Below are 23,936 nucleotides of genomic sequence, written 5' to 3'. Positions count from 1 at the left end.
TCTCCTCTTTTTTATTCTGGAATTAATGTCCAACCTGGATTCAGTTTTGCTTTGTAGATAAACAGATAGTGTAATATATGTTTAATCCAGTGTCCCGCAAGCCCTATTTCACCAAATGTATAATCTGTATCACGCCCTGTTCCCGGATATTTTTCAAAATCAGGAACAACAGGGTAGACAGTCATTGCCGCCGCAGTTCCGTCAAACAGACCTTTTCCGGCACTTGCAACACAGGCAGCACCCATTTCAGCCATAGAAGCTTCATGCAGGTGAGCATTTTCACCTTTTGTAATCATGTCACAAACAGAGTGTGCAACAGCTTTTCCGATAATACCGGAAGGCATACCCGTTCTTGGAGGCGTCGGATTAATCGGTGTTCCGTTTGGTGACTTCATCGGTTTAGAGATAAGATGTGGCGGAGCAAAAGCAATACCTGCAGCAAACATATTTTTATATGTAGGGTTTTGATATGTTCTTGGCCAGTCACTTGCTTTCCACTCTTCATATGGTTTTGGTGTATAGTCCGCATCCACTTTCATAAAACCGTTTGGAGCAAATACCGTATCAGTAATATCTTCACCGGCTTTGTTATAGGCTTTTAAACCAACACCCGCAAAAGGAGGAATAAGCATTGCAAAATCAAACTCTTCTTCACCGGTTGAACCGTCAAGCAGTTCATACTCAACTTTTCCTGCTTCTACTTTGCTTGTATGCGCACCGATGAGCCAGTCAACATCTCTTTCGGCAAAAAGAGATTCTGCAAACAGTTTGGAAGAAACAACATATCCCCCAACTTTCATATGCAGTCCGCCCATCCCGAAGTCACCAAGAAAAGATTCGTTAGAGATCCATTTCATATCGGCCATGTCACGAACACCGGCTTTTCTTAATTCATGCTCAATATTGAAAATATACTCAAATGCAGCCCCCTGACATGTACACATGCCGTGTCCGGTTCCTATCAGGAATTTTTGACGTGTTCCGCCTTTCATTTTCTCAATGGCTTCGTTTAACTTTTCTGAAGCATGCACGGCATGGTCAGCCGTACAGACAGAAACAGTATGCTCGCCCAGTTGACTGCCTTCGCCTAAACCCGGAGTAGCTCCGAAATTCAGCTTTGGTCCTGTCGCATTGACAATATAATCATACTCTATATTTTCAGTCTGTCCTGCTTTGTCAGCACTTGTATATTCAATAGTAACAAAAGGTTTATCACTTGACTGCGAACCTTCCGGATTCAAAGAGACTGCTTTTGCCTGACGATAATCAATACCCGCTTTTGCGTAAACAGGTGCTAAATCAAATGTTACATCCTCTTTTTTCATTTGGCCGACACCTACCCAGATGTTTGACGGAATCCAGTTCCACTTGGCATTTGGAGTGACAACAACAACTTCATGATCTGAGCCTAACCATTTTGCAGCGAATGTAGCTGTTGTATGACCAGCAACACCACCACCTAATACAACTAATCTTGCCATATAATTTTCCTCTATAATTTAAGTTCTTGGTAACTTTATCAAAATAATATCACAATGTTATCACATGATTTTCTTTCTTTTTTGCATAAATTTTAAAAGCAAAAGAGACAATAGCCTGCAAATGCCTAAAACAGGGCATTTGTAAAAATAGTAACTCTACAAATTAAGTTTATTTTAATATTTTGTCAATAATTTCAAAACTGTTTTTTGAAAGCCCCTGTGTAGAAATTACACGCGAGAGTTCTTTTTTTATCAAATCTTGATTATGTTTGTTCATTTTATCACAGACTTTAAAAGCACCGCAGAGCCCTGAAGCTATTTGCGGATTGATTTTATCTATTTCTATGATTCTGTCAGCCAGAAATTTATACCCGCTTCCGTCTTTGGCATGAAAATGTTTATAGTTTCGCGCGAAAGAACCGACTAAAGAGCGAACAAGATTAGGTACTTTTTCATCATACACTTTGTCTCTTTGAAGTTTCTCAACACGTTCAAGCACATCATAACGGCTTGAAGATGCCAAAATTGCAAAATATTTGTTCATGACGAGTGTTTCATCTTTATATCTGTTATAAAAATCCTGCAGTGCAACTTCAGCATACGATACATGTAAGTTTTCCAAAACATCCAAAGCAACAATACGGTCAGTCATAGTGAGTGATTCTTCATACTGTTTTTGTGCCAACTCCGCGACTTCATCATTTTTCAGTATGGAAAGAATTTTCAATGCTCTGTTTTTTATGGCTCGTTTTGCAATATATTTTGCCTCTAAGCTTACTGATGCAGGCAGATGATTTTGCTTATAAATATCTAACAACTTCTCTTTGTATTTTTGTGCTATATGCAACAACAGTTTATCCTGTGCATCATATATCACGTCAAAATCTATCTCTTTTTGCAGTTGCATAACTGCTGAAACAGACGGCAGTTCCAAAAGCAGTGCTTTGTAAGACAAATCAACATCCAAATCAAGCAAATGTCCATATGCATCTACAAAATCATCATTGACTGCACTGGACTCTATAATTTCATTGATTGTCCGGAGTGCAAAATTCTGTGTTGCCTCATACTGCGTAAAACTGTTTGTGTCATACTTCATTAAAAAAGCAAATTGAGCCTCATTATACTCAACAATTATTGGTGCGGAAAAATCCCGATTTATGGAAAGTACAGGTTTTTCTTTTAAATTTTCAAATACAAAAGTTTCATTCTCTTTCGATATTATCAAAGTTTTTGCCAAAATCTCACTGCCATCTCTATCTAAAAGCCCCATCTTTAAAGGGTAATAACAGGGCTTTTGTTTTTTTCCGTCAACATCATCTGGAATTTTTTGTGTTAATAATATGCTATATGTCCCATTTTCAAAAGACTCCTTTACATGTAAATGCGGTGTACCGCTTTGTTTGTACCATCTTTTAAAAAGTTCCAAGTCAAAATCACCGCATTCGTGCATCGCCCATAAAAAGTCATCAGTTGTAACCGCCTGTCCGTCAAAGGTTTCAAAATACAAATCCATCGCCTGTCTGTAGTTTTTCTCACCCAAAAGTGTATAAACCATGCGTATCACTTCTGCACCCTTTTCATAGACCGTAGCCGTGTAAAAATTGTTCATAGATATATAAGACTCCGGCTGAATAGGATGACGTGTCGGTGAAGCATCTTCGACAAACTGTCTTTCTCTGAGTGCTTTTACATCTTCAATGCGTTGTACCTGTGCTGAATTCATATCTGCCGAAAAACACTGGTCGCGAAAAACTGTCAGTCCCTCTTTGAGTGTGAGTTGAAACCAGTCTCTACATGTAATGCGGTTGCCTGTCCAGTTGTGGAAATACTCATGCGCTATCACACTCTCTATTCCCATAAAATTGGCATCAGTGGCTGTATCGGTATCTGCCAGTACATAGGCGGAGTTAAAAATGTTGAGTCCCTTGTTTTCCATTGCACCCATGTTAAAACTGTCAACTGCTACAATATTGTAAATATCCAAATCATAGGCACGTCCGTATTTCTCTTCATCCCATTTCATAGAGGCTTTAAGCGAGTGCATGGCATGATGACACTTCTGCTCGTTTCCCAAATCACAGTAAATATTTAACGCGACTTTATTGCCTTGTATTGTTGTAAATTCATCACTTATACTGCCAAGATTCCCTGCCACAAGCGCAAAAAGATACGAAGGTTTTGGATGCGGGTCATGCCAGGTTACCCCATGGCGTTCTTTGAAATCTTCATGACATTTAATTTTATTGCCGTTACTGAGTAAAACAGGATACTTCTTTTTGTCTGCAATAATCGTCGTTGTAAACAGACTCATAATATCAGGACGGTCAAGGAAAGGTGTAATACTTCTAAACCCCTCAGGCTCATTTTGAGTACAAAAAATATCGCCTGATTTATACAGCCCTTCAAGTTCTGTATTGTTTTGCGGATATATTTTGTTTTTTATTTTTATCTCAAACGCATCAGGAACATTGAGAACAGTGAGTTTTTCCTCTTCGATAATACAACGGCTCTCCTGCAACTTTAAATCATTTAAAGAAAGCTCTAAAAGTTCCAGATTCACAGCATCAAGTGTTAAATCATTCACACTTGCATCTGTTTTTTTTATCTGCATAGTGTTTGTAACAAGTGTCTCTTCTTCAAATAATTCAAACAGCAAATCAACACTCTCAATTGCATAGGCGGGCTTTTTATAATCTTTTAAATATTTTGCTTTTACTTCTGTATTCATTATTACTCTTTTATTTTTAATACTGATATTTTACTTAAATTTTCCATGAAAATTCATTAATTTTAAAGTATAAGAAAGATTTATATAATATAATTCCACATGTTCAATTCAAAATTAATAAATTTCAAAAACTTACTTATTTTTATCCTCATATATACACTCTTTTTCTTCCTTTACGGGTTATACTCTTACAGTACGTCTGAAAAAGCCTTGCATGCAAATATTAGACAAGAACTGCTCCATGGTGCAAACAGTGTCCCTTTGATTCTTAAAAGTACCTATCATGATGATAATTTGCTTGCAAACAAGCCTACGTATGCACAAGATTTTGAAAATATTAAAAATCTCACTCAGTTTATCCGCAATACCCGTCTTGCCTATGTATACTCCTTCATCCGGGATAAAAACAATATCATCAGATTTTCAAGTTCAAGTGCCAAAGAAAAAGATTTGGAACAAAACAGCAGTGACATCTACTCTTTTGATACATATACAGACCCTCAACTGCAAGAGCTTTTTAACACGATAAACTTCAACCAACCTCTTTTTAATCATTCAAAAGACAAGTGGGGAGACTTTTACAGTGTCTACATACTCAAACAGACAAAAAACGGTAAAAAATATGTTGTCGGTGCCGATTACAATATTCAGGACATCATCACACTCAAACATATACTTTTAAGTAAAATTCTGTATCTGATTGTCCCTGTATTTTTTATCATTCTGTTTTATATGTTTTTCAACTTCATCGTTGTCAAACGCTTAAACAGTATTGTGAAACAAAAAACAGACGAAATTAAAAAGGCTTACAATGTTGATGCACTTACCCAGCTTGAAAATGCCAAAAAACTTGTTTATGACTTAGCCAGAAACCACAATGACACTCCCTTTTTTATTGCCATTTTGGATATTGAACATTTTGGTATGCTGAATGATATTTACGGTTATGCCTACGGAAATGAATATCTGAGATATGTTGCAAAACTGCTGCAAAAAAACATCTCTATAAACCTAAAACTGTATAAACTCCATGCAGACTTGTTTTGCATAGTCAACACACAGACAATGCCGATAAAAACATTTATGCAAAAAACAGAAGATATACTCTCTACTCTGCATCAACAAAAATTTACCTGTGAGGGATACAAAACTACACTCAGTATGAAAGCTGGTATAGGAGAAGTTGTAGAGAGTTCCAATCCGTTTATTCATGCCGAAATAGCCTTGAAATTTGCAAAACAGCACAATATGCTCTTAGCCCTGTATCATAAAAATATGAATCACAACAAAAAAAACAAACGTATTTTGGATGATATAGATTATGCCCTGCAATATAACAAAGTCTACAGCTACCTGCAACCCATATATGATGTCAAGCAGCACAAAATCATCAAATATGAAACACTTATGCGTATAGAGAGGCAAAACGGAGAGATTGTTGCGCCCTGGTATTTTCTGGATGTAGCCAAAAAGACACCTCTTTATCATAAACTCTCTCTGCAAATGTTTACACAGGTTATTCAAATAGCCAAAAAGAACCCTTCTTTAAGCTTTTCTTTTAATATTTCCGCTTTGGATATTCAAAATTCAGAATTCTGCGAAGCCATTTTCACACAGGCAGTCCAAGAAGATATTGCCGGACAGTTAACCTTGGAGATTTTAGAAAGTGAGGAGTTTGACAATTTTGATGCACTCTGTGAATTTATACAAAAAGCAAAAGATGCCCGAATCACAATTGCCATGGATGATTTTGGAAGCGGATATTCCAATCTTTCAAATGTTATCAAACTGAATCTCAATTATCTTAAAATTGACGGTTCCATAGTCAAATATATTGCATCAGACATACATTATGAAAAACTCTTTAAAAATATTATCAATTTGGCAAAAGAGCTTGACCTTATAACCATTGCCGAGTATATAGAAGACGAGACAATACAAAACAAGGCTATAGAACTTGGGATTGATATGCTCCAGGGCTATCATATAGGAAAGCCTCTGCCAAATATTCTAGACTAGTCCCTCTTGGTTGTCTTACGCTTTTTCGGATTTCGTTTCGTCTGTATGCCTGTGGTATTTTTACTGTAGTGACGAACTCGTTTACTTTCAGGTTTTTTATGTTCCGCCTTGAGTTTGACTTCGTCCACATCTTTTCTTCGTATCGTAGGATCCGGTTCAAAACCCTCGACCACTTCCTGGGGAATTTTTTGTCCTATGAGCTTTTCGATGTCTTTTATGTCATATTTTTCATAAATATCAATGAGAGAGATTGCCTCACCTTCGCGTCCGGCACGCCCTGTACGCCCTACTCTGTGAACATAATCCTCCGGGATTGAAGGCAATTCGTAGTTAATGACATAGGGCAACTCTTCTATGTCCAAACCGCGTGAAGCAATATCGGTTGCCACCAATACTCTTGTTTTGCCCTCTTTAAACTGTTTGAGTGTTTTTAAGCGGTTTGCTTTTGTTCTGTCTCCGTGAAGAATCCCGCATTTTAGTCCGTCTTTTTGCAGTTCTTCAAAAAGTCTGTCGGCACTTGCTTTTGTTCTTGTAAAAACCAAAACCTGAGGAAAGTTTCTAGACCCTATCAAATACGCCAACAGTTCAGCTTTTCTCTCAGTATCCACAAGATAAGCCACCTGATTTATTGTATCTACTGTTGTGTTCTTTTTCGCCGTTTCGATAAACGCCGGTTTGGTCAAAATCAATTTAGAGAGCCTGCGTACCTTGTCACTGAATGTTGCCGAAAAAAGAAGTGTCTGGTGTCTCTTTGGCATAAGCGGATGAATTTTTCGGATATCTTTGGTAAAACCCATATCCAACATTCTGTCCGCTTCATCAAGCACAAAAATTTCCACATCTTTGAGACTCAAACCGTTTTCTATATGTTCAAGCAAGCGTCCGGGTGTTGCAATAACAATCTCCGTTCCCTTTTTCAAGGCTTCACGCTGCTTTTGCAAATCTTTGCCGCCAACCAGAATCGTTGTCCGAATCTCCATATATTTTGACAAATCCGAAATATCATCATGTATCTGTATACTCAACTCCCGTGTAGGAGAAAGTATAACAGCACGGACTCCTTTGCCCTGCACAGGTTTTCTCAGTTTTTGCAGTATCGGCAAAACAAAAGCAGCTGTCTTGCCTGTTCCTGTCTGTGCTGTGGCAAAAACATCTTTTTTTGCCAGTACCAAGGGGATAGCCCTTGTTTGCACCAGAGTAGGCTCTGTATAGCCCAAATCCTTTATAGCATCCAGTAACGGCTTAAAAACTCCCAGCTTTTCAAATGACATTTTCTTCCCTCAATTAATATATCTAATTTTACCATATTTTCTCCCCTTTCTATCACATTTTATTTATAAATCAGATAATAAAATTTAATAGCTGTTTCAGCAATACTTGTGATAAATTTGTGATATAATTACTGAAAAATTAAAAGTTAGCGAATGATTCAAGCCTATAAACATTATTTACATATACTACTTAACACTGAGCAGGTCAGCGAAGATGAACTCAAAGAAGCATCTATTATTATAGTACCGATGATTATAGGGCCCGTAAGTCTTGTCTGGGCTCTTATTTATATCGCTTTTGAACAGTATCTTCCGGCACTTATTCCTCTTTTTTACTCTTGTGTCTCATTTGTAAACCTTTGGTGTTACAAGCGAAATAAAAATTTGCTAATCGTTCAGAGAGTCCAAATGTTGCTGGTTCTTATTTTACCGTTTCTGCTCATGTGGACCCTAGGAGGCTTCGCGCAGGGAAGCTATGTCATGATTTGGGCATTTTTTGCTCCTATAGCCTCGCTTATTCATGAAAAAGAGCAAAAGTCTCAGTACTGGCTCTACTCATTTGTAGCCCTGGTGATGTTGTCAGTCGTCATAGACCCTATTCTTATCACACATTACAATCACACCATACCACCGCTTGCACAGGAAGTTTTTTTCTTTTTAAATGTTACTGCCGCTTTATGCGGTATCTATCTTTTACTCAAATATTTTATTCGAAAAACAGATTTACATACAAAAGAAAAACTCAAAGAAAAACACAATGAACTCATGGAATATACCCAGGATGAGTTAACAAAGATGTTTTACACAGACTCTCTGACAGGTTTGCCAAACAGGCGGGCATTGATAGAAGCAAAAAAGGAGATAAACAATTTCTCGCTTCTTTTGATAAACATAGATACTTTTAGCCAGATAAATGATCTTTATGGTGAAAAATTCGGGGACAAGGTTCTTGTAAAATTTTCTGAATTTTTGCAGGAAAATCTTAAAAAAAATCCGGAATGCAAACTGTTCAGACTCAGTGGTGACGAGTTTGTTTTACTCTCCAAAGAGAAAAACCGCGACACACTCAAAAATAATCTCACAAAACTTATAGACGAAATACACAAACATCCTCTTACCATTGAAGACCATGACATCTATTTAAACATAACAGTCGGTATCTCTTTTGAAGAGACAGAACTTCTCTTGCCTACAGCAAATATGGCACTCAAACTTGCAAAAAAAGAGTCAAAAAACATCGTTTTTTACAATGATGAAGCCTCACTCAACGAAGAATATGAAAATAATCTAAAATGGATTCAGGAGATAAAAGATGCCATTTTGGAGAACAGAATCATTATGTTTTTTCAACCTATTATGGATAACAAAACGCGTACAGTCACCAAATACGAATCACTGATACGGCTTGTAGACAAGAAAGGAAACATTGTAACACCATGGCACTTTTTGGAAATTGCAAAAAAAGCCAAACTTTATAAAAAACTGACAAAAATTGTCATCAGAAAGAGTTTTGAAGCGTTTAAAGACAATACCTATGATTTTTCCATTAATTTAACCATCGAAGACATTCTGGACCACAATATGAATGAATATATTTTTCAAATGCTGCAAAGCTATGGCATAGGAGAGAGAGTTATTTTTGAAATTGTCGAGAGTGAAAGTATAAAAAACTTTGACACCGTTGAACGCTTTATCAAAAAAGTGAAATCCTACGGATGCCGTATTGCCATAGATGATTTTGGCACAGGATACTCAAACTTTGAATACCTGATGAAACTGCAGGCAGATTTTATCAAAATAGACGGCAGTATTATCAAGTCAATTCTGAAGAACAAAAGTTCGGAAGTTTTGACCTCCGTCATCATTTCCTTTGCCAAAGAGATGAATATAAAAACAATAGCAGAATATGTTGAAACGAAAGAGATACATGAAAAACTCATAAAAATGGGTGTAAACAAATCACAGGGTTATTATATAGACAAACCGAGTGCAGACCTGCACTAAAACATTTTTCACTGCTATTTATAAGCTCTCTCCTGCTATAATCCAAGTCAAATATAATTTATATAAAACAAGTACAGAGATGATAAGAAAAACTTTAAAAAAAACCTCCAAACATAAAAAACTCAGAGATCTGATAAAAAAATATAAAATACCCCCGGAGTATCTTGCAACAAACCGTAAAATGATTTCACGCGGTGTACTTATAGGTCTCTTTATAGCATTTATTCCTATGCCCATGCAGATGGCGGCTGTTTTGCTTTTTGTTCCTTTTGTAAGATTCAACGTACCGGTAGCCCTTGCAATGTGCTGGCTGAGCAATCCTTTGACAATGCCCCCAATGTACTATATGGAATACCTGACCGGTTCTTTTTTGCTTGGCATACAACCGGAACCTGTACAAATGACACTCGAGTGGTTTTCAAACAATTTGGACAATATTTTTATACCTCTTTATTTTGGCACTGCAATATATTCTGTTTTTGGTTCACTTGCAGGATATTTTTTGGTAAACTTTCTTTGGAAACAATCTGTTGAAAAAGACAAAAAGAAACATTATTCAGACAGGTAAACTGCTTGGCTTTATGATATTGAAGTTATATTTTAAGCCTTTTGACTCTTCTTGTAACTCCACAGCATAAAACCTAATCCTACAATCAAAAATGGAATGCTGAGCAGCTGTCCGGTTGTCAAATCAATGCCTAAAGAATAATCAGCCTGTCGTACTTTGACAAACTCTATCAAAAATCTTGCACTGAAAACCAAAACAAGAAAAAGTCCAAACAAAAAACCCTTTTGCAGTTTCTTGTAGTTTCTTTTATAGATAAATGCCAGCACAAAAAAGATAAAAAGGTACGAAAAAGCCTCATAAAGTTGCACGGGATGCCTTGGAATCATATCGACTCTTTGAAATACTATCGCCCAAGGCAGCTCACTCGGTTTTCCAAGGATTTCGGAATTCATAAAATTGCCCATACGGACAAAGAAACCAAAAAGTGCCGTGGGGATTACAAGCCGGTCAATCAGCCATAAAAAGTCTGTTTTATACTTTTTACATCCGTAATACAGAGCCATCAAAACACCAAGACCTCCACCATGAGAAGCCAGTCCGCCTTCCCATACCGCAAAAATCTTCATCGGATGTGCAAAATAATAGCCCGGATCATAAAACAGAACATGACCGAGTCTTGCTCCTATAACTATTCCGACAACCGCATACAAAAAAAGTGGTTCTATCGTGTTTTCATCTTTGTTTTCCAAACGATAGACCCATTTCATAAACTCCAAACCCGAAAGTATCGCTGCAGCAAACAAAAGTCCGTACCAGTGCACCTGCAAAGGACCGAATGAAAATAATATCGGGTCAGCGTTCCAGACAAAATGCTCCATCTTAGTTTTTCAATGCCTCGGCTATAAGTTCAATAGGATTTTTAAAGACCGTCTCAACCCCTGCATTGTGCATAGAGTTGTTTATCTGCATACGACAGGCACTACACTCTGCACTGACAATCTCTGCTTTTGTTTCTCGAATCATGGCTGCTTTTGGCACACCTGCCGCTTTTGCAAAATGATACTTTTCTGTCTGCATGGTCACACCGCCAAATCCACAGCATAGATTCGGATCACTCATCTCCACTATTTTATAGTTTTGGCGAATCAGATTTCTCGGTTCTTCGTGAATCCCCTGCATCTTTTTCGCATGACAAGGGTCATGGTAGGTTACAATCGGACTTGCTTTTTTCTTGGATGCCAGGAGATGTTCAAGATGTGTATGATGCTGCAGCCACTCCGTAGCCATAAAAACCTTCTCCATAACCGCTTTAGCACGGGCTTTCCATTCCGGTTGGTCATGAAAGTAGTGTTCATAGTCTATCTTGAGCATTGCACTACATGTAGCCTCGGGAACGATAATAGCCTCAACATCTTTGGCAAAACTCTCAAAGTATTCTATGTTAAACTTCGCATTTGCATCAACTGTATCAAAATCACCTGTAAAATAGGCAGGAGCAGAACAGCATTTTTGACTTTTTGCCAAAAATGCGTCAATTTCAAGCACTTCTAAAATTTCTAAAAGAGAATCCCCTATGCTTTTGTAATTATAATTTGCCAGACAGCCTATAAAAACAGCTACTTTTCGCTTTCCGCCGTTGTTTATATTTTCAGGATAGGAATTTAAAAAAGATGTTTTTGTCAAACTCGGCATCAATCTGTCAGATTTTATAATTGGCAGATTGAAACGTGATGTCATAGAGTTAATATCATCTTTGATTTTAAATCCGCAGGTTTGAAAGGTATACCCAAGCTTAAAGGCAATATCATTGAGCCATCTGTGACGCAAAAGTAAGAAGAAGGCTTTTTTGTACCAGGCTATACCGAATTTCTGTGCAATGTCACTGCGCACCTGTTCTATTATCATATCTGTCGGCAGTGATTTCGGACACACTTCAACACAGGCCGTGCATAAAAAACAGCTCTCAAAAATATCTTTTGCCGTCTTGTCAAGCTCCAGATTTCCACGTTTGTATGCGCCTAAAAGATCTATAAATCCACGCGGAGAAGTCACCTCATCCGCATTGACATTATGAATGGTGCACACAGGAATACACTTCCCGCATTTGACACAATCATCAGCAATCTCTGTAAAATTAAAAATTTCTTCTGGTTTTTTACTCATATTTACACCGTCTTTGAAAATGTTTTATCACTGCCCGCATGACGCTTCATATAGGCATCAAAAGGCATGGCAATATTTCGAATAAGCAGGGTGCCTGTTGGAGAACACTCTATATACTCATTATTCATTGTTATTAATTCTTCTTCCATAAAAGGTTTTAAATCCAAAAGTGCATCTTCAAAATACTTTTTAAATTCCAACCCAAATAGTGCTTCAAATCTTTTAATATCAAGCTTGAAATTACTCATGAGTTCCATAATGACATGCTGGCGAATCATATCATCTTCACTCAATGCAACACCACGTTCAAACGGCAGTTTGCCAGCATCAATTGCTGCTTCATACGAAGGCATATCTTTAAAATTCTGAGCATAGTAATCAACACCTTCACCGATAGACGTGAGTCCCACACCTATTAAATCTGCACCGCCTTTGGTTGTATAGCCTTGAAAGTTTCTATGCAACTCGCCTTTGTCTATCGCCTTGAAAAGCTCGTCTTCAGGTTTTGCAAAGTGATCCATTCCTATCATTTTATAGCCGTTTTTAGTTAAAAAGTCAATCGTGTACTGCATAATCTGCAGTTTTTCTTCAGGACGCGGCAAAGTCGTTTCATCTATCTTGCGCATTGTTTTTTTCAGCCATGGCACATGCGCATAGTTAAATACCGCAAATCTGTCGGGATTTAAAGTCAGTGCCAAGGAAAGCGTCTCTTTGAAAGTATCGAGGGTTTGAAAAGGCAGCCCGTAAATCAAGTCAACATTGACTGAGTGCATATTGTATTTGCGTGCCAAATCCATTGCATCTTTTGTAATATTGTAGGGCTGGACACGATGCACAGCAACTTGCACTTTTTCATTGAAATCCTGAATACCAAAACTTACACGGTTAAATCCGTGTTCACTCATCACACGCATTTGCTCTTCATTGATATGGCGCGGGTCTATTTCACAGGAAATCTCTGCATCTGCAACAAAATTCGGGAAATAGGACTTGATTTCACTTATGATTTCATCTAGCTGTGCGGCAGAAAAAAAAGTAGGCGTGCCTCCGCCAAAATGCATTTGAATCACATCTCGTTTACAGTCCAAATGTTCTGAGAGAATTTTCAGTTCACGCTTGAGATACTCCATGTACCGAATCATTTTATCTTCTTTTGAGGTAAAAACAACATTACATCCACAAAAATAACAGGCATTTTTACAAAACGGTAAATGAAAATAAAGGCTCAAAGGACGAGAAGAATCCTGTGTTTGCAGTTTTTTTATATATTCGTCATAACCAAAGGCATCATTAAATTCCAACGCTGTAGGATAGGAGGTATATCTTGGTCCCGGCTTGGAGTATTTTGTAAATTTTGCGAAGTCTAATTCCATCTGTTGCTTCCCTCTGTCAATAATTCATTGGATTATCTCCAAAAAGTGTTGAAGAACTCATAAAAGCATATGAGTTTCAAATGAAATCTAATTTTATATTAAGTGACACTTTTTTTGATATACGCTTTAGTATCTTGAATGTAATTGGTATTGATAGAGTATTTTCGACTGTCTAACGCACCCATTATATTGATAAAAGTAAAATACAACACAATAAAAATCAATAATTTTGGCATATACTTTTGCCCATACTCTTTAAGATAAATCACAACAGGAAGAATGGCGAAAGGAAAAACGATAATAAGATGCCAGTAGCTAAAAATTATCGGCGATAAAACAGAACTGACAAATACCCCGACAAGTGCGCCAAACACATACAGAAGCAGCCATTCCTGTTTTGTTTCTATGGGTTGGTGTCTTGTAAATATTTTTCCTTTGACAAGTGTGTAAAAATATCTGTTTGCTTTGTAAGAGATGTAAATTGTAAAAGCACCCACTGAAAAAACAAGCGCTTTATACCCATACACAAAAATCATCTGCACAAAATGCGAAGCCCCCAGCCAATCAAAATGTGCACTGGCGATGAGCTTGTTTGGAAAGAAAAAAGAGCCGTAGCGCAGCCAGTAAAGAAATGATTTCAGGACAGGATAGACATGTACTCCGCCCCAGCCTATATACCGTCCCGTATCATCAGCATGATGGATTATTGCACTGTTTTGCATCACAGTTTGCAAATATGGGACTAAAGAGATACCAATAATAAGCGTTCCAAAAAACACCCCGTACCAATTTACCTTTACCATGTTTTTGTAAAGCAGATAGAGCGAAATAAGCGCAAGTATAATCCACGAATAATGAAACTGCAAAGCCAATCCTATGGCTGTTACATGTAAAAGAGAATAAACAAAAGAACTTTTTTCACGCTGTTTGTAGGCGGTCCAAATATGCAGGGCAGAAAAGAAAAAAAGATAAGAAGGATTGTATAAAATGTTTTCAAATAAAAACCAGGGATTGAGCCAGTAGAGTACCAAAAAAATCAGACGAATATCTGTTTTGTAAATATCTTTTAAAACACTGTCTAAGAGAAAATAAGAAGCAAGATGCAAAAATATCAAAAAAAACATCGGTGACATCGGCGAATCATAGAGCATCACAGGCAGAGCCACCACATACGAAATCATACTTCCGGGGACATTTCCGACCGCACTTGCCGCATTACCGTAATTTATCCAGACATGTTTATATGCACCCATATACCCTTTATAAAGCATTTGTGTCTGATCACCGGTGAGGATTTGATGCTGCGCATAAAACCATGCCAAAAACAGACCCAAAACAAGTAAACTTATCTGAATAATACTAAATCTTTTTTCTAAAAACAAATCAATTTCCTTTTTTAAATACTTGGAACCTAAGCTTTAAAATTGAAAAGCACAAAGCCATTTAAATTGACAAAAAAATTATTTAAATGTCCAAAACTTATGAACAACAAATGTTATAAGTGGCATTATAGCAACTATCAGGAGTGTGTGCAAATAACTGTTTTGTACAGGAAAAGCATCGGAAAGAAAATACGAAGCTAAAAAAGTTCCATACTGCACCAAAAAAAATTTCATTAATTTTTTAAAATGAAAAGTGCTGTGAAAGACATATAAAGTCTGAAAAACATAAGAAAAGACAAAGGCTGTAAAAAATGCAAAAGTATTGGCAACAAATACTGAAGCCGCAAAAAAATAAATAATCGCCCATGCAGTCAGAAGATGCACAAGTGTTGCGAGCACTCCAAAAAAGCCGTATTTTGCCAGCTGAAGCATATGACTTTTAATATTCATCTTCTACTATATAAATCGGTCTGTTTTTTGACTCTACATATATTCTGCCGATATACTCGCCGAGTATTCCTATGCCCATCAGCTGAATACCTCCTAAAAAGAGTACTACAGTGATCATAGAAGCATACCCTGGAGTGTCTGCGCCAAACAAAAGCGTTTTTAAGATAATCCATGAACCATAGACAAAAGAGATAAAAGCAAGTCCTAAACCGATGTAGAGCCACACACGAAGCGGTGCCGTTGAAAAACTTGTGATACCGTCAAGCGCAAAGTTCCAAAGCTTCCAACCGTTAAAACTGCTGTCTCCTGCAATACGCGCGTCTCTTTTGTACTCAACCACCGCTGTTTTAAACCCGAGCCAGGCAAAAAGCCCTTTCATAAAACGCTGACTCTCTGGCAGTTTTTTCAGCTCATTGACAACACGTCGCGACATTAACCTGTAATCACCAACATTATGCGGAATCTCAATATCTGAAATTTTATTATGGATTTTATAAAAAAACTCGGCACTGATACGTTTGGCAGTACTGTCGGTTGTACGATCGACACGCTTACCGACGACTACGTCATAGCCTTCTTTGTATTTTTTGATAAAATCAAGTATCAGCTCAGGCGGATCTTGCAAATCAACATCTATAGGAACGACAACTTCCCCTTTGGATGTATCAAGCCCTGCCGTAAGTGCCGCCTCTTTGCCAAAGTTTCTTGAGAGGTTGATAACACGGACATTGTCATACTCTTTGGATTTTTCTTTAAGCACAGACAAAGTACTGTCATGACTCCCGTCATTGACAAAAACGATTTCAAAATCTTCATCAATATATGCTAAAACAGAGAAAATTTTGTTCAAAAATATATCTATAACATCTTCTTCATTGTAACAGGGAACAACTATGGATAAAAAAGGATTACTATTTTTCATACACTAATTATACCTTTTTTAATTTTATTTGTGTACACTTTTTCAAATAAATAAAGAGGTGCTTACAAAATCATGAACATAGACAAAATAGTAAAACTCATACGATATACTGCAGGACTTCCAAAAAGTATTTATGTCAACCTGAGACTTCTGCCACTTTCACAGGCAGTTTTTCTGCCTATAATAATTTCCCGTAAAACAAAACTGCGTTCTTTATCTGGAAAAGTGCAACTCTCCAAAGTAAAAACTGGCATTGTTCGTATAGGTTTTGGTGGGACAGATATGATGGATTATGCCTATGAACGCACTATTTTAAAAATTACAGGAAAGATTCATTTTCAGGGCAAAACAAAAATTGGCGTAGGTGCAAAAATAATGGTCAGCGGAAACCTTACTTTAGGAGACAGGTTTGATATCACCGGTGACGCCATCATAATCTGTGCAAAAGAGATTGAAATCGGAAACAATACTATGATAGCATGGCAAAGCATTCTTATGGATACTGACCAACATGCTATTTACAATGCGCAGCATAGTGTTATCAATCAAGATAAAAAAATCACTATTGGCAATAATGTCTGGATAGGGGCGAGCAGTTTGATACTCAAGGGGTCTGTAGTTCCGGATGGCTGTATTGTCGGTGCGAATACAACAATTACAAAATCTTTCACTACAAAAAAAAGTATTATTGCCGGTAATCCTGCTGAAATTTTAAAGGAAAATATAAGTTGGAATCATTAATGCATCCAGTTCGTGATACCCTTTTTCACAACAACAGCCGGATTGCCGACAGCAATAGAAAAAGCAGAAATATTTTTTGTCACAGTAGCATTGATGCCTATCACACTCCCCTCTCCTATATCTACTCCTTTTAAAACAGTAACGTTATCAGCAAGCCAGACGTGTTTGCCTATTGCAATGTCTTTTCCTTCATTAATAACAGTAGTATCGACATAAATAAAATGCCCGTCCGAAGTCATAATTTTCACATTTCTAGACAACATACACTCATCTTCAATAACTAATTTTTTGCCCTCTTTTGCTGAGAGATAACAACCGTGACCTACAATAGTATTTTTACCTATATATATGGAACAGTTATCTCCTAAAATTTCTATTTGTGTGTATCGTATGGTCACACCGTCTTCAATAGTCAGACTGTTATTTTTTCCTTTTATAGAAATATCACAGTTGGTAATTTTTGCATTTTTTGCAAGCGACAAAGTAACGCTGCCTTTGATTCTTATTTTATTACGGAGCTTTTGAAGGGGTGTAAATTTTTTCATTTCATTACTCCGTAGAGTTTCTCAAGCTGTGCAGTATAATCAAACTTTTCTTTTACTTTTTTAAAAGCTGCTTGGGCAATTCCTTCCTTTACATGTAAATCATTATGTAAAAGTCGGATTTTTTCTCCCAAATCATCTACACTTCCGTCAAACAGCAGTCCATCCACACCCTCATCTATAATTTCCAAAGGTCCCCCTTTACATGTAGCTATAACCGGAATTTTGTTTGCCATTGCTTCAATCACTACAAGTCCAAATGTTTCGTTTTCCGTAGCAAGCACATTTACATCAAAAAGTTGCATATGCTCATTCACATCTTTTGTAAAACCGGTAAATATCACTTGCTGTTGTATACCCAGTTTTTTTACATATGCCTGCAACTCCTGTGCATATTTATCATCCATAAAAGCTCCCACAACAACTGCTTTTATATTTGCATCTTTTAACCTTGCTACAGCTTCTAAAACCTTATACTGTCCTTTACCTTTTTCTATTCTCCCGACAATTCCTACAACAAAGGCACCTTCAAGTTGATATTTTTGTCGTAATTCGGACACTTTATCTGCATCTGTCTTCGGAGCTTTTACACCCAGGTAGACCATCTCAACCTCTGGTCTCACTTCGGCAGGAATGAATTTTTCAAGCTGTTTTTTCACCTGCAGAGTTACCGCATGTATCATATCAATATTTTTATAAAGCCACTTATGGTAAAAGTCATCTTTAAATCGTGTCATCCCCATATGCCTACTCTGCACTAATTTTGGTTTTTTCTTACTCAGTATTTTTGCCAAAACAGCTGTTAGAATATCTTTGCTCCAGTGAAAATGTACTATATCAATGTCATTTTCATCTATATATTTTGACAGTTGCAAAGCCGGTATAAATGGAAAAAACTTATTTCTTTTTAGGGTAAATTTGTCATTTATTTCAAGATAGTTATCAAGTTTGCTTTGTGGTGCTACGACCACTTTACATGTAGTCTTTTTAGAAAATTCTTCATAACAACTTGCCACAAACATCTCAAGCCCGCCCAGCCCGTGTGCCAGACACAATTCTAAAATATTTTTATTTTTCATACAGTTTGTCTATGAGTTGTTTTGTAGTGGCAAATACATCTGCAACTTCCGGTGAAGCATATTCAACATTAAAAACACAGTCGTGTTTCTCTTCTCGTGGCCAATATCGAAACGGCGGTATATGAAAAAAGATGCCTACTGTCGGAATTTCTAACGCAATGCCCATATTTCGCACACCTGTGTCATTAGAAACAAGGCATCGGCTGTTTGCCAAAAACTGCATTACTTCTTCTATAGGCATAACTTCTTGAAGTTTTATGTTTTTTCTCTCTTTAAGCGGTTCATAAATTTCATAAAATTTTTCATCTTTGCCGATACCCTGAAGAATAACATGATCATAATCCTGATAGTTTTGGGACATCTTTGCAATTAACTCCCCAAACTTATCTGCCTCCCAACACTTGCTTTTTGTCGAAGCACCGGCAAAATAAACAATTTGTTTGAGATCCTCTGTTTTTGGGTACATTTTTTCCAACCCGTAATGAAGCGGAAACTCTGTTTTTGTCCCTAAAATATTGAGCATGTGTTCCACAGAAACAGCCTCCACAACAAAATCACTTCTTAGTGTTGCTATATCAAAAAACATTCTTCTAATAGTTCTATACGGGTAGCCTATTTTTAATTTTGCCTGAGCCAAAAATACAAGCAAAAGAGTGATTGTGCTATCGGTCAAATCAAATATAATATCTTGAGGAGGAAGCTTTTTTGCTTCTTTGATTCTTCTAAATATTCCTGTCTTAGAGCCATCTTCTTTGTATCTGCTCATTACATGTAACTCATCTATCAAATCCTCGGGAATTCCGTACATGTAATGCTTTATGACACTTAAAGTTATTTTGGCATTAGGGAAAAATTTGCGAAGTTCAATCAAAAAAGGGCGTATATTCATAAAATCGCCAATTGCCGCATGTCGGATTACGGTTATACTTTTTATATCTTTCGGTTTTTTATCTTTTAAATATTCTCTGGCATATTTTGAAGCATAAGCACTGCCTCTTCTGAAATTTAACTTCAATATAATCCCTTTTTTTGTATAATGAAAAGATTATACAAAATTATTTATGAGAGTTCTATGAAATACAAACTAAATCCGTCTTTTGAAAATGAGTTGAAAGATTTTTTGTTGCACATACAAAAATATTTCAGGGATAACAAAAACTCTATTCACAAAGCCCGTAATGAACTAAAAATAATTTCTTACAAAGAGCTACAGACTGTTGTCAAATCTTTTAAAATTCCAAATTTCTTTCGTCGCATTTTTTATACTTATTTTCGAGATTCAAAAGCGAAAAAATCCTATGACAACTCTCTGAAAATAGGAAAATTTGCACCTGAACCAATCGGATATATTGAGCTTTACCAACAAGGGCTTTTAGCTCAGAGCTACTTTGTAGCAGAAAAATTTGACTACGACTTTACAATAAGAGAGCCACTGCTTGATGAAAACTTTCCAAACAAAGAAGATATTTTAAAAGCCTTTGCACGATTTAGCTTACAACTGCACAATGCCGATATATTTCACAATGACTATTCACCGGGAAATATTTTGATAAAAAAAGAGGGCAGAGAGTATATATTTAAAATTGTGGATGTTAATCGCATGGACTTTTTTCCTCTTCAGGAAAAAGAGAGAGCCAAAAGCTTCGCAAAACTTTGGGCAAGTGATGCAGACCTACATGTAATCGCAAAAGAGTATATACAACACCACAAAGTGAAAGAAGATTTCGCACAAAAGGTCATAAAGTATTCTGTTCAGAACAAAAAAAGAAAGAATTTCAAAAAACGACTTAAAGGAAAAAAAATTGATTGGTAACATCTCTGTTGTCGTTTTGGCCAAAAACAACGAAACAACTATACAAAAGACACTCCAATCCCTGTGTGAATTTGATGATGTTGTAGTATATGACAACGGTTCACATGATAAAACTATTGAAATTGCAAAAGAATTTTCAAATGTGAACTTGGTACAAGGCGAATTTAAAGGCTTTGGCTGGACTAAAAACAAAGCGGCAGATTTTGCCAAAAATGACTGGATTCTTATCATTGACAGTGATGAAGTGATTGATGCCAAACTGCTTCAGACTCTGCAAACAAAACAACTTGATACACAGACTGTTTATATCCTTAATTTCAGAGCATTTTATAAAAACACGGAGGTCAAACACTGTGGATGGAACAATCAGAAAATCAAGCGTCTTTATAACAAAACCGTTACCAAGTATAACGACAATGATGTCCATGAAGATATTATCACTCAGGATTTACAAACAGAACTCTTAGAGGGAAATGTCCTGCATTACAGCTACCAAAGTATTGAGCAGTTTGTAAATAAAGCAAATACCTACTCCACTCTTTTTGCACAAAACAATGCAGGAAAAAAAAGCTCCTCCCCTGCCAAAGCTTTTTTTAACGGAGCGTATTCATTTATAAAAACATACTTTTTCAAACAGGGATTTCGAGACGGCTATGTAGGACTTGTCATCGCCTATTCGCATATGGTGACAAATTTTTATAAATATATCAAACTTTATGAACTCAACAAAGAACTAAAAGACAAAAAACCCGGTCGGCACTAAAGTACCGATTCCAAAATATTTCTCCGAAACACAACTTCAGTATCTGCTGTTACAATTTTCTTGCTACGCTCAGCCCAGACTACAGAAAAAAATTTAGTTTTTCTCACAAGTTATGCTTTAGCGTTAAATTTCTGGGTTCCACAGTGTTTTTTGGAACCGGTACTTCAGTGCCGGCTGTGGTGCATGCCTGCATATTTTTACACATTTAACAAATCCTGTTTCACTGTTTCAAACATCTCTGCACGCTTGGCTTCATCACTCGGCAGCATATAATGTTTTTGCAGTTTTTCATCTCCTATAGCTTTCCAACGCGCAGCACTTGCAAACTTTGAATCACCAAAAAAAGTCATTGTCGGTGTTCCTACCAAAGATGCCAGATGATAGGTGCCTGTAGAAGTAGAAACAAAAAGTTTAAAACTGCTGATAAGTTTTGCAAAATTTACTATGCCATAATTTGAGAGATAAAAAGCAGCATCGGTGCCTTGCAGGCGCTTTTGCATCTCCTCTTTCAGGCTTTTTTCATCCGGTCCAAAAGTGAGTACTACGCTGTATCTGTTTACATGTAAGGCTTCACGAATCAGTATTTCATACTCATCCAAATTCCAGTTGGCATCCGAAGAACCGCCAAAACCGACATGAAAGGCAATCGCTTCTTTTGTTATATTGTACTTTTGGCAAAACTTTTCATATTCCTTTTGGGCATCATCAAATTGAAGCAGTGGTTTTGGATATTGCAGTTTAATATCCGAAAAAAGGATTTGTGTCAGTGCAAGATTGTATTCAAACTCAGCCATTTTCACTTCAGAGCGTCTTTGCTTGACCCGCTTGTTATAAAATATCTGTGCTATTTTTGTTGCAGGGGCTATTCTGGTTTGTATGCCTGAGAGAAACTGTGCAAGTGCCACTCTTGTATTTGAAAAAAGTGTCACCGAGGCATCAATATTTGCTTTTTTCAGCTTTTTGGCAAGTGAGAAAACGGAGCTTTGTCCATCATCGACTATCACCTCATCAATGAAACTACATGTAAGTGCCAATGCTTTGTTCATTGGGGCAACAAGTGCTATGATTTTATTGTCAGGATTATGCTGTTTGAGGACATACATAGCCGGCAGTGCTGTTATAAAATCGCCGAGTTTATCTGTTCTTACTACCAGTATACGCATTTCATATTATCCTAACAAAAAAATTCAAAACTAAAAGCCCGCACTGAAGTACGGGTTCCGAAAAAGCCTCTTAACGTAATGATATTGAGACTAAAGCTCAGGTTGTGAAATATTTCCAGGAACCGGTACTTCAGTGCCGGCTGTTGCATTTTTTTACTTTCATCCGAGACTACAGCAAGTCCTGATTCCAAAACTTCATAATTTTTAAGTATTTTATCTTAAAATAGATATAATGCCACTTATGAAAAAACCTTTTACCTGGGATGACTATTCCGACCAACCGGCACTGCTGCAAGACAAGAGATACAAAAAATCTATGCGTAAAAAAGAGAAGTTTTCTTTGCTTTTCACATTTGTCTCTTCATTGATTATTCTTCCCTTGAGTATTTTGATGATGCCCTTTGTCAAAAGAAAAGAGATTAATACAGCAAATTTTTTCTCTTTAGGTGTTGACTGGCAGAAAAACACTCAAGAGACACAGGCAATGCTTGATGAGTTGAAAGTAAAAAGCATCCTTGTCCGTTTTAAACTCTGGGAGATGGACCAACTTGATGAGCTTGCGACATTTATAAAGCAAAACAGCGACAAGCAGATTATCCTTAAAATCCTGCAGGACCGTGAACATATAGAAGATTTACAACTCCTTAAAAATGACTTACATATAATCTTTACAAGCTTGGGCACCTCCGTAACACGCTATGAAATCGGTTCAACAATCAACCGTGCAAAATGGGGATTTTTTTCGGTACGCGAATATCTTGCTTTTTATAAAGTTGCGTATGATTTGAAAAAAAATGAATTTCCAGATATCCGACTCCTTGGCAGCGGTGTTATAGATTTTGAATTTTACTTTACCGTACACACTCTTTTTAACTTTTGCAAATGCAGATATGACGGTATAGCGGCACTTTTATATGTTGACAGGCGTGGTGCCCCTGAAAATACACAGCTCGGATTTACCCTAAGCGATAAAATCGCCCTGCTGAGCACTCTCGTATGGCTCTCTTTAAAGACAAAACAGGAGTTACATGTAACCGAAGTGAACTGGCCTCTCTCAAATACGGCACCTTATGCACCGACAAGCGAGTATGAATGTGTCAGTGAAACACTCTATGCTGATTATATGCTGCGCTATTATCTTTTAGCTTTTGCTTCTCAGCAGGTCGATTCTGTCTCTTGGCATCAGCTCATCGCTCCGGGCTACGGTCTGGTTGACAACAGAGAAGGAATCAAAAAAAGAGAAGCTTTTTATACTTACATGTACATGGTTCAAACACTTGAAAATGCCCAGTTTTTACGCATGGATATTAAAAGAGGCTACTACATTATGCAGGTGCTTGTCAATGACAAGATACTTCAAATTCACTGGTCACTCAAAGAAACAACCCTCCAAAATCAAGAGTTCTTTGATATTTACTCCAAAACCGGTGAAAAAATTAAAGACGAAACCTTGACTGTCGGCTCTTCCCCTTTATATATTTTCATTACAAAAGAGGTAGGGAAACAGGTCAATGCAAGCGAGCGTATCTAA

The 23,936-nt window shown here is 37.0% G+C and carries 20 protein-coding genes; 7 read left to right on the top strand and 13 right to left on the bottom strand.

Annotated features, from left to right (window positions below; genetic code table 11):
• Positions 1 to 11: 11 nt before the first annotated feature.
• Positions 12 to 1,481: an NAD(P)/FAD-dependent oxidoreductase gene (locus LCX93_RS03945; RefSeq protein ID WP_226068739.1), complete on the bottom strand. Its 1,470-nt coding sequence runs from the start codon at positions 1,479 to 1,481 to the stop codon at positions 12 to 14.
• 169 nt (positions 1,482 to 1,650) lie between these two features.
• Complete coding sequence (pepN, locus tag LCX93_RS03940) at positions 1,651 to 4,212, bottom strand: aminopeptidase N (protein ID WP_226068736.1); 2,562 nt, start codon at positions 4,210 to 4,212, stop codon at positions 1,651 to 1,653.
• Positions 4,213 to 4,422: 210 nt separating this feature from the next.
• On the opposite strand from pepN, the gene LCX93_RS03935 reads away from it, so the two are divergent.
• Positions 4,423 to 6,231, top strand: a complete 1,809-nt coding sequence (locus LCX93_RS03935) for an EAL domain-containing protein (protein ID WP_226068733.1) — start codon at positions 4,423 to 4,425, stop codon at positions 6,229 to 6,231.
• Here the strand turns inward: LCX93_RS03935 and LCX93_RS03930 are convergent.
• Complete coding sequence (locus LCX93_RS03930; RefSeq protein WP_193151485.1) at positions 6,228 to 7,502, bottom strand: DEAD/DEAH box helicase; 1,275 nt, start codon at positions 7,500 to 7,502, stop codon at positions 6,228 to 6,230. The genes LCX93_RS03935 and LCX93_RS03930 overlap by 4 nt on opposite strands.
• Positions 7,503 to 7,655: 153 nt before the next feature.
• Here LCX93_RS03930 and LCX93_RS03925 point away from each other — a divergent pair, with 153 nt between their 5' ends.
• The gene (locus LCX93_RS03925) at positions 7,656 to 9,506 is read left to right on the top strand and encodes a GGDEF domain-containing phosphodiesterase (RefSeq protein WP_226068731.1); all 1,851 of its coding nucleotides are present in this window, start codon (positions 7,656 to 7,658) and stop codon (positions 9,504 to 9,506) included.
• A gap of 79 nt (positions 9,507 to 9,585) precedes the next feature.
• Positions 9,586 to 10,074, top strand: a complete 489-nt coding sequence (locus LCX93_RS03920; RefSeq protein WP_226068729.1) for a DUF2062 domain-containing protein — start codon at positions 9,586 to 9,588, stop codon at positions 10,072 to 10,074.
• Positions 10,075 to 10,106: 32 nt separating this feature from the next.
• On the opposite strand, the gene lgt is transcribed toward LCX93_RS03920, so the two are convergent.
• From lgt to LCX93_RS03890, 6 genes are all read right to left on the bottom strand, one after another.
• A complete protein-coding gene (gene lgt / locus LCX93_RS03915) occupies positions 10,107 to 10,892 on the bottom strand; it encodes a prolipoprotein diacylglyceryl transferase (RefSeq protein ID WP_226068727.1) in 786 nt (261 codons plus the stop codon).
• A 1-nt stretch (position 10,893) separates the two neighbouring features.
• Positions 10,894 to 12,177, bottom strand: a complete 1,284-nt coding sequence (locus tag LCX93_RS03910) for a (Fe-S)-binding protein (RefSeq protein WP_226068725.1) — start codon at positions 12,175 to 12,177, stop codon at positions 10,894 to 10,896.
• 2 nt (positions 12,178 to 12,179) lie between these two features.
• Positions 12,180 to 13,550, bottom strand: coding sequence for an oxygen-independent coproporphyrinogen III oxidase (hemN, locus tag LCX93_RS03905; RefSeq protein ID WP_226068723.1), 1,371 nt, complete (start codon positions 13,548 to 13,550; stop codon positions 12,180 to 12,182).
• 98 nt (positions 13,551 to 13,648) lie between these two features.
• Complete coding sequence (locus LCX93_RS03900) at positions 13,649 to 14,932, bottom strand: 3-deoxy-D-manno-octulosonic acid transferase (protein ID WP_226068721.1); 1,284 nt, start codon at positions 14,930 to 14,932, stop codon at positions 13,649 to 13,651.
• A gap of 78 nt (positions 14,933 to 15,010) precedes the next feature.
• A complete protein-coding gene (locus tag LCX93_RS03895) occupies positions 15,011 to 15,382 on the bottom strand; it encodes a GtrA family protein (protein ID WP_226068719.1) in 372 nt (123 codons plus the stop codon).
• On the bottom strand, positions 15,372 to 16,304 hold the full coding sequence (locus LCX93_RS03890) for a glycosyltransferase family 2 protein (protein ID WP_226068716.1): 933 nt from the start codon (positions 16,302 to 16,304) through the stop codon (positions 15,372 to 15,374). Before LCX93_RS03890 ends, LCX93_RS03895 begins: the two co-directional genes overlap by 11 nt.
• Positions 16,305 to 16,376: 72 nt before the next feature.
• On the opposite strand from LCX93_RS03890, the gene LCX93_RS03885 reads away from it, so the two are divergent.
• On the top strand, positions 16,377 to 17,045 hold the full coding sequence (locus LCX93_RS03885) for an acyltransferase (protein WP_226068714.1): 669 nt from the start codon (positions 16,377 to 16,379) through the stop codon (positions 17,043 to 17,045).
• On the opposite strand, the gene LCX93_RS03880 is transcribed toward LCX93_RS03885, so the two are convergent.
• The 3 genes from LCX93_RS03880 to LCX93_RS03870 are packed head-to-tail and all read right to left on the bottom strand — an operon-like array spanning position 17,042 to position 19,681.
• Positions 17,042 to 17,590 carry an acyltransferase gene (locus tag LCX93_RS03880; protein WP_226068712.1) on the bottom strand — a complete coding sequence of 183 codons (549 nt, stop codon included), beginning with the start codon at positions 17,588 to 17,590 and terminating at the stop codon, positions 17,042 to 17,044. The genes LCX93_RS03885 and LCX93_RS03880 overlap by 4 nt on opposite strands.
• Complete coding sequence (locus tag LCX93_RS03875; RefSeq protein WP_226068710.1) at positions 17,587 to 18,666, bottom strand: glycosyltransferase family 4 protein; 1,080 nt, start codon at positions 18,664 to 18,666, stop codon at positions 17,587 to 17,589. The genes LCX93_RS03880 and LCX93_RS03875 overlap by 4 nt, the downstream gene beginning before the upstream one ends.
• Positions 18,656 to 19,681, bottom strand: a complete 1,026-nt coding sequence (locus LCX93_RS03870) for a glycosyltransferase family 9 protein (protein WP_226068708.1) — start codon at positions 19,679 to 19,681, stop codon at positions 18,656 to 18,658. Before LCX93_RS03870 ends, LCX93_RS03875 begins: the two co-directional genes overlap by 11 nt.
• A 21-nt stretch (positions 19,682 to 19,702) precedes the next feature.
• Between LCX93_RS03870 and LCX93_RS03865 the strand changes: the two genes are divergently transcribed.
• Together LCX93_RS03865 and LCX93_RS03860 are read left to right on the top strand one after the other, a co-directional pair.
• Positions 19,703 to 20,479 carry a protein kinase family protein gene (locus LCX93_RS03865; RefSeq protein ID WP_226068706.1) on the top strand — a complete coding sequence of 259 codons (777 nt, stop codon included), beginning with the start codon at positions 19,703 to 19,705 and terminating at the stop codon, positions 20,477 to 20,479.
• Positions 20,469 to 21,242 (top strand): glycosyltransferase family 2 protein, encoded by a 774-nt coding sequence (locus tag LCX93_RS03860; protein ID WP_349636703.1) that lies wholly within the window; start codon positions 20,469 to 20,471, stop codon positions 21,240 to 21,242. The genes LCX93_RS03865 and LCX93_RS03860 overlap by 11 nt, the downstream gene beginning before the upstream one ends.
• A gap of 197 nt (positions 21,243 to 21,439) precedes the next feature.
• On the opposite strand, the gene LCX93_RS03855 is transcribed toward LCX93_RS03860, so the two are convergent.
• Entirely contained in the window at positions 21,440 to 22,405 is a 966-nt protein-coding gene (locus tag LCX93_RS03855) for a glycosyltransferase family 9 protein (RefSeq protein ID WP_226068705.1), read from the bottom strand.
• A 241-nt stretch (positions 22,406 to 22,646) separates the two neighbouring features.
• Between LCX93_RS03855 and LCX93_RS03850 the strand changes: the two genes are divergently transcribed.
• Positions 22,647 to 23,936: a glycosyl hydrolase gene (locus LCX93_RS03850; RefSeq protein ID WP_226068702.1), complete on the top strand. Its 1,290-nt coding sequence runs from the start codon at positions 22,647 to 22,649 to the stop codon at positions 23,934 to 23,936.

Origin of the sequence: Sulfurimonas sp. SWIR-19, assembly GCF_020410885.1 — a bacterium.
In the GTDB taxonomy this organism is placed as follows: Bacteria; Campylobacterota; Campylobacteria; order Campylobacterales; family Sulfurimonadaceae; genus Sulfurimonas; species Sulfurimonas sediminis.
The sequence above is the reverse complement of the archived record's forward strand: the minus strand, read 5'-3'. Positions and strand labels throughout refer to the sequence as shown.

Excerpts from the sequence above, each read along its gene's own strand:
- LCX93_RS03945 (WP_226068739.1), bottom strand. The coding sequence starts at position 1,481 with ATGGCAAGATTAGTTGTATTAGGTGGTGGTGTTGCTGGTCATACAACA.
- LCX93_RS03895 (WP_226068719.1), bottom strand. The coding sequence starts at position 15,382 with ATGAATATTAAAAGTCATATGCTTCAGCTGGCAAAATACGGCTTTTTT.
- LCX93_RS03885 (WP_226068714.1), top strand. The coding sequence starts at position 16,377 with ATGAACATAGACAAAATAGTAAAACTCATACGATATACTGCAGGACTT.
- LCX93_RS03855 (WP_226068705.1), bottom strand. The coding sequence starts at position 22,405 with ATGCGTATACTGGTAGTAAGAACAGATAAACTCGGCGATTTTATAACA.
- LCX93_RS03930 (WP_193151485.1), bottom strand. The coding sequence starts at position 7,502 with ATGTCATTTGAAAAGCTGGGAGTTTTTAAGCCGTTACTGGATGCTATA.
- LCX93_RS03880 (WP_226068712.1), bottom strand. The coding sequence starts at position 17,590 with ATGAAAAAATTTACACCCCTTCAAAAGCTCCGTAATAAAATAAGAATC.
- LCX93_RS03925 (WP_226068731.1), top strand. The coding sequence starts at position 7,656 with ATGATTCAAGCCTATAAACATTATTTACATATACTACTTAACACTGAG.
- lgt (WP_226068727.1), bottom strand. The coding sequence starts at position 10,892 with ATGGAGCATTTTGTCTGGAACGCTGACCCGATATTATTTTCATTCGGT.
- hemN (WP_226068723.1), bottom strand. The coding sequence starts at position 13,550 with ATGGAATTAGACTTCGCAAAATTTACAAAATACTCCAAGCCGGGACCA.
- pepN (WP_226068736.1), bottom strand. The coding sequence starts at position 4,212 with ATGAATACAGAAGTAAAAGCAAAATATTTAAAAGATTATAAAAAGCCC.
- LCX93_RS03875 (WP_226068710.1), bottom strand. The coding sequence starts at position 18,666 with ATGAAAAATAAAAATATTTTAGAATTGTGTCTGGCACACGGGCTGGGC.
- LCX93_RS03910 (WP_226068725.1), bottom strand. The coding sequence starts at position 12,177 with ATGAGTAAAAAACCAGAAGAAATTTTTAATTTTACAGAGATTGCTGAT.
- LCX93_RS03865 (WP_226068706.1), top strand. The coding sequence starts at position 19,703 with ATGAAAAGATTATACAAAATTATTTATGAGAGTTCTATGAAATACAAA.
- LCX93_RS03920 (WP_226068729.1), top strand. The coding sequence starts at position 9,586 with ATGATAAGAAAAACTTTAAAAAAAACCTCCAAACATAAAAAACTCAGA.
- LCX93_RS03890 (WP_226068716.1), bottom strand. The coding sequence starts at position 16,304 with ATGAAAAATAGTAATCCTTTTTTATCCATAGTTGTTCCCTGTTACAAT.
- LCX93_RS03850 (WP_226068702.1), top strand. The coding sequence starts at position 22,647 with ATGAAAAAACCTTTTACCTGGGATGACTATTCCGACCAACCGGCACTG.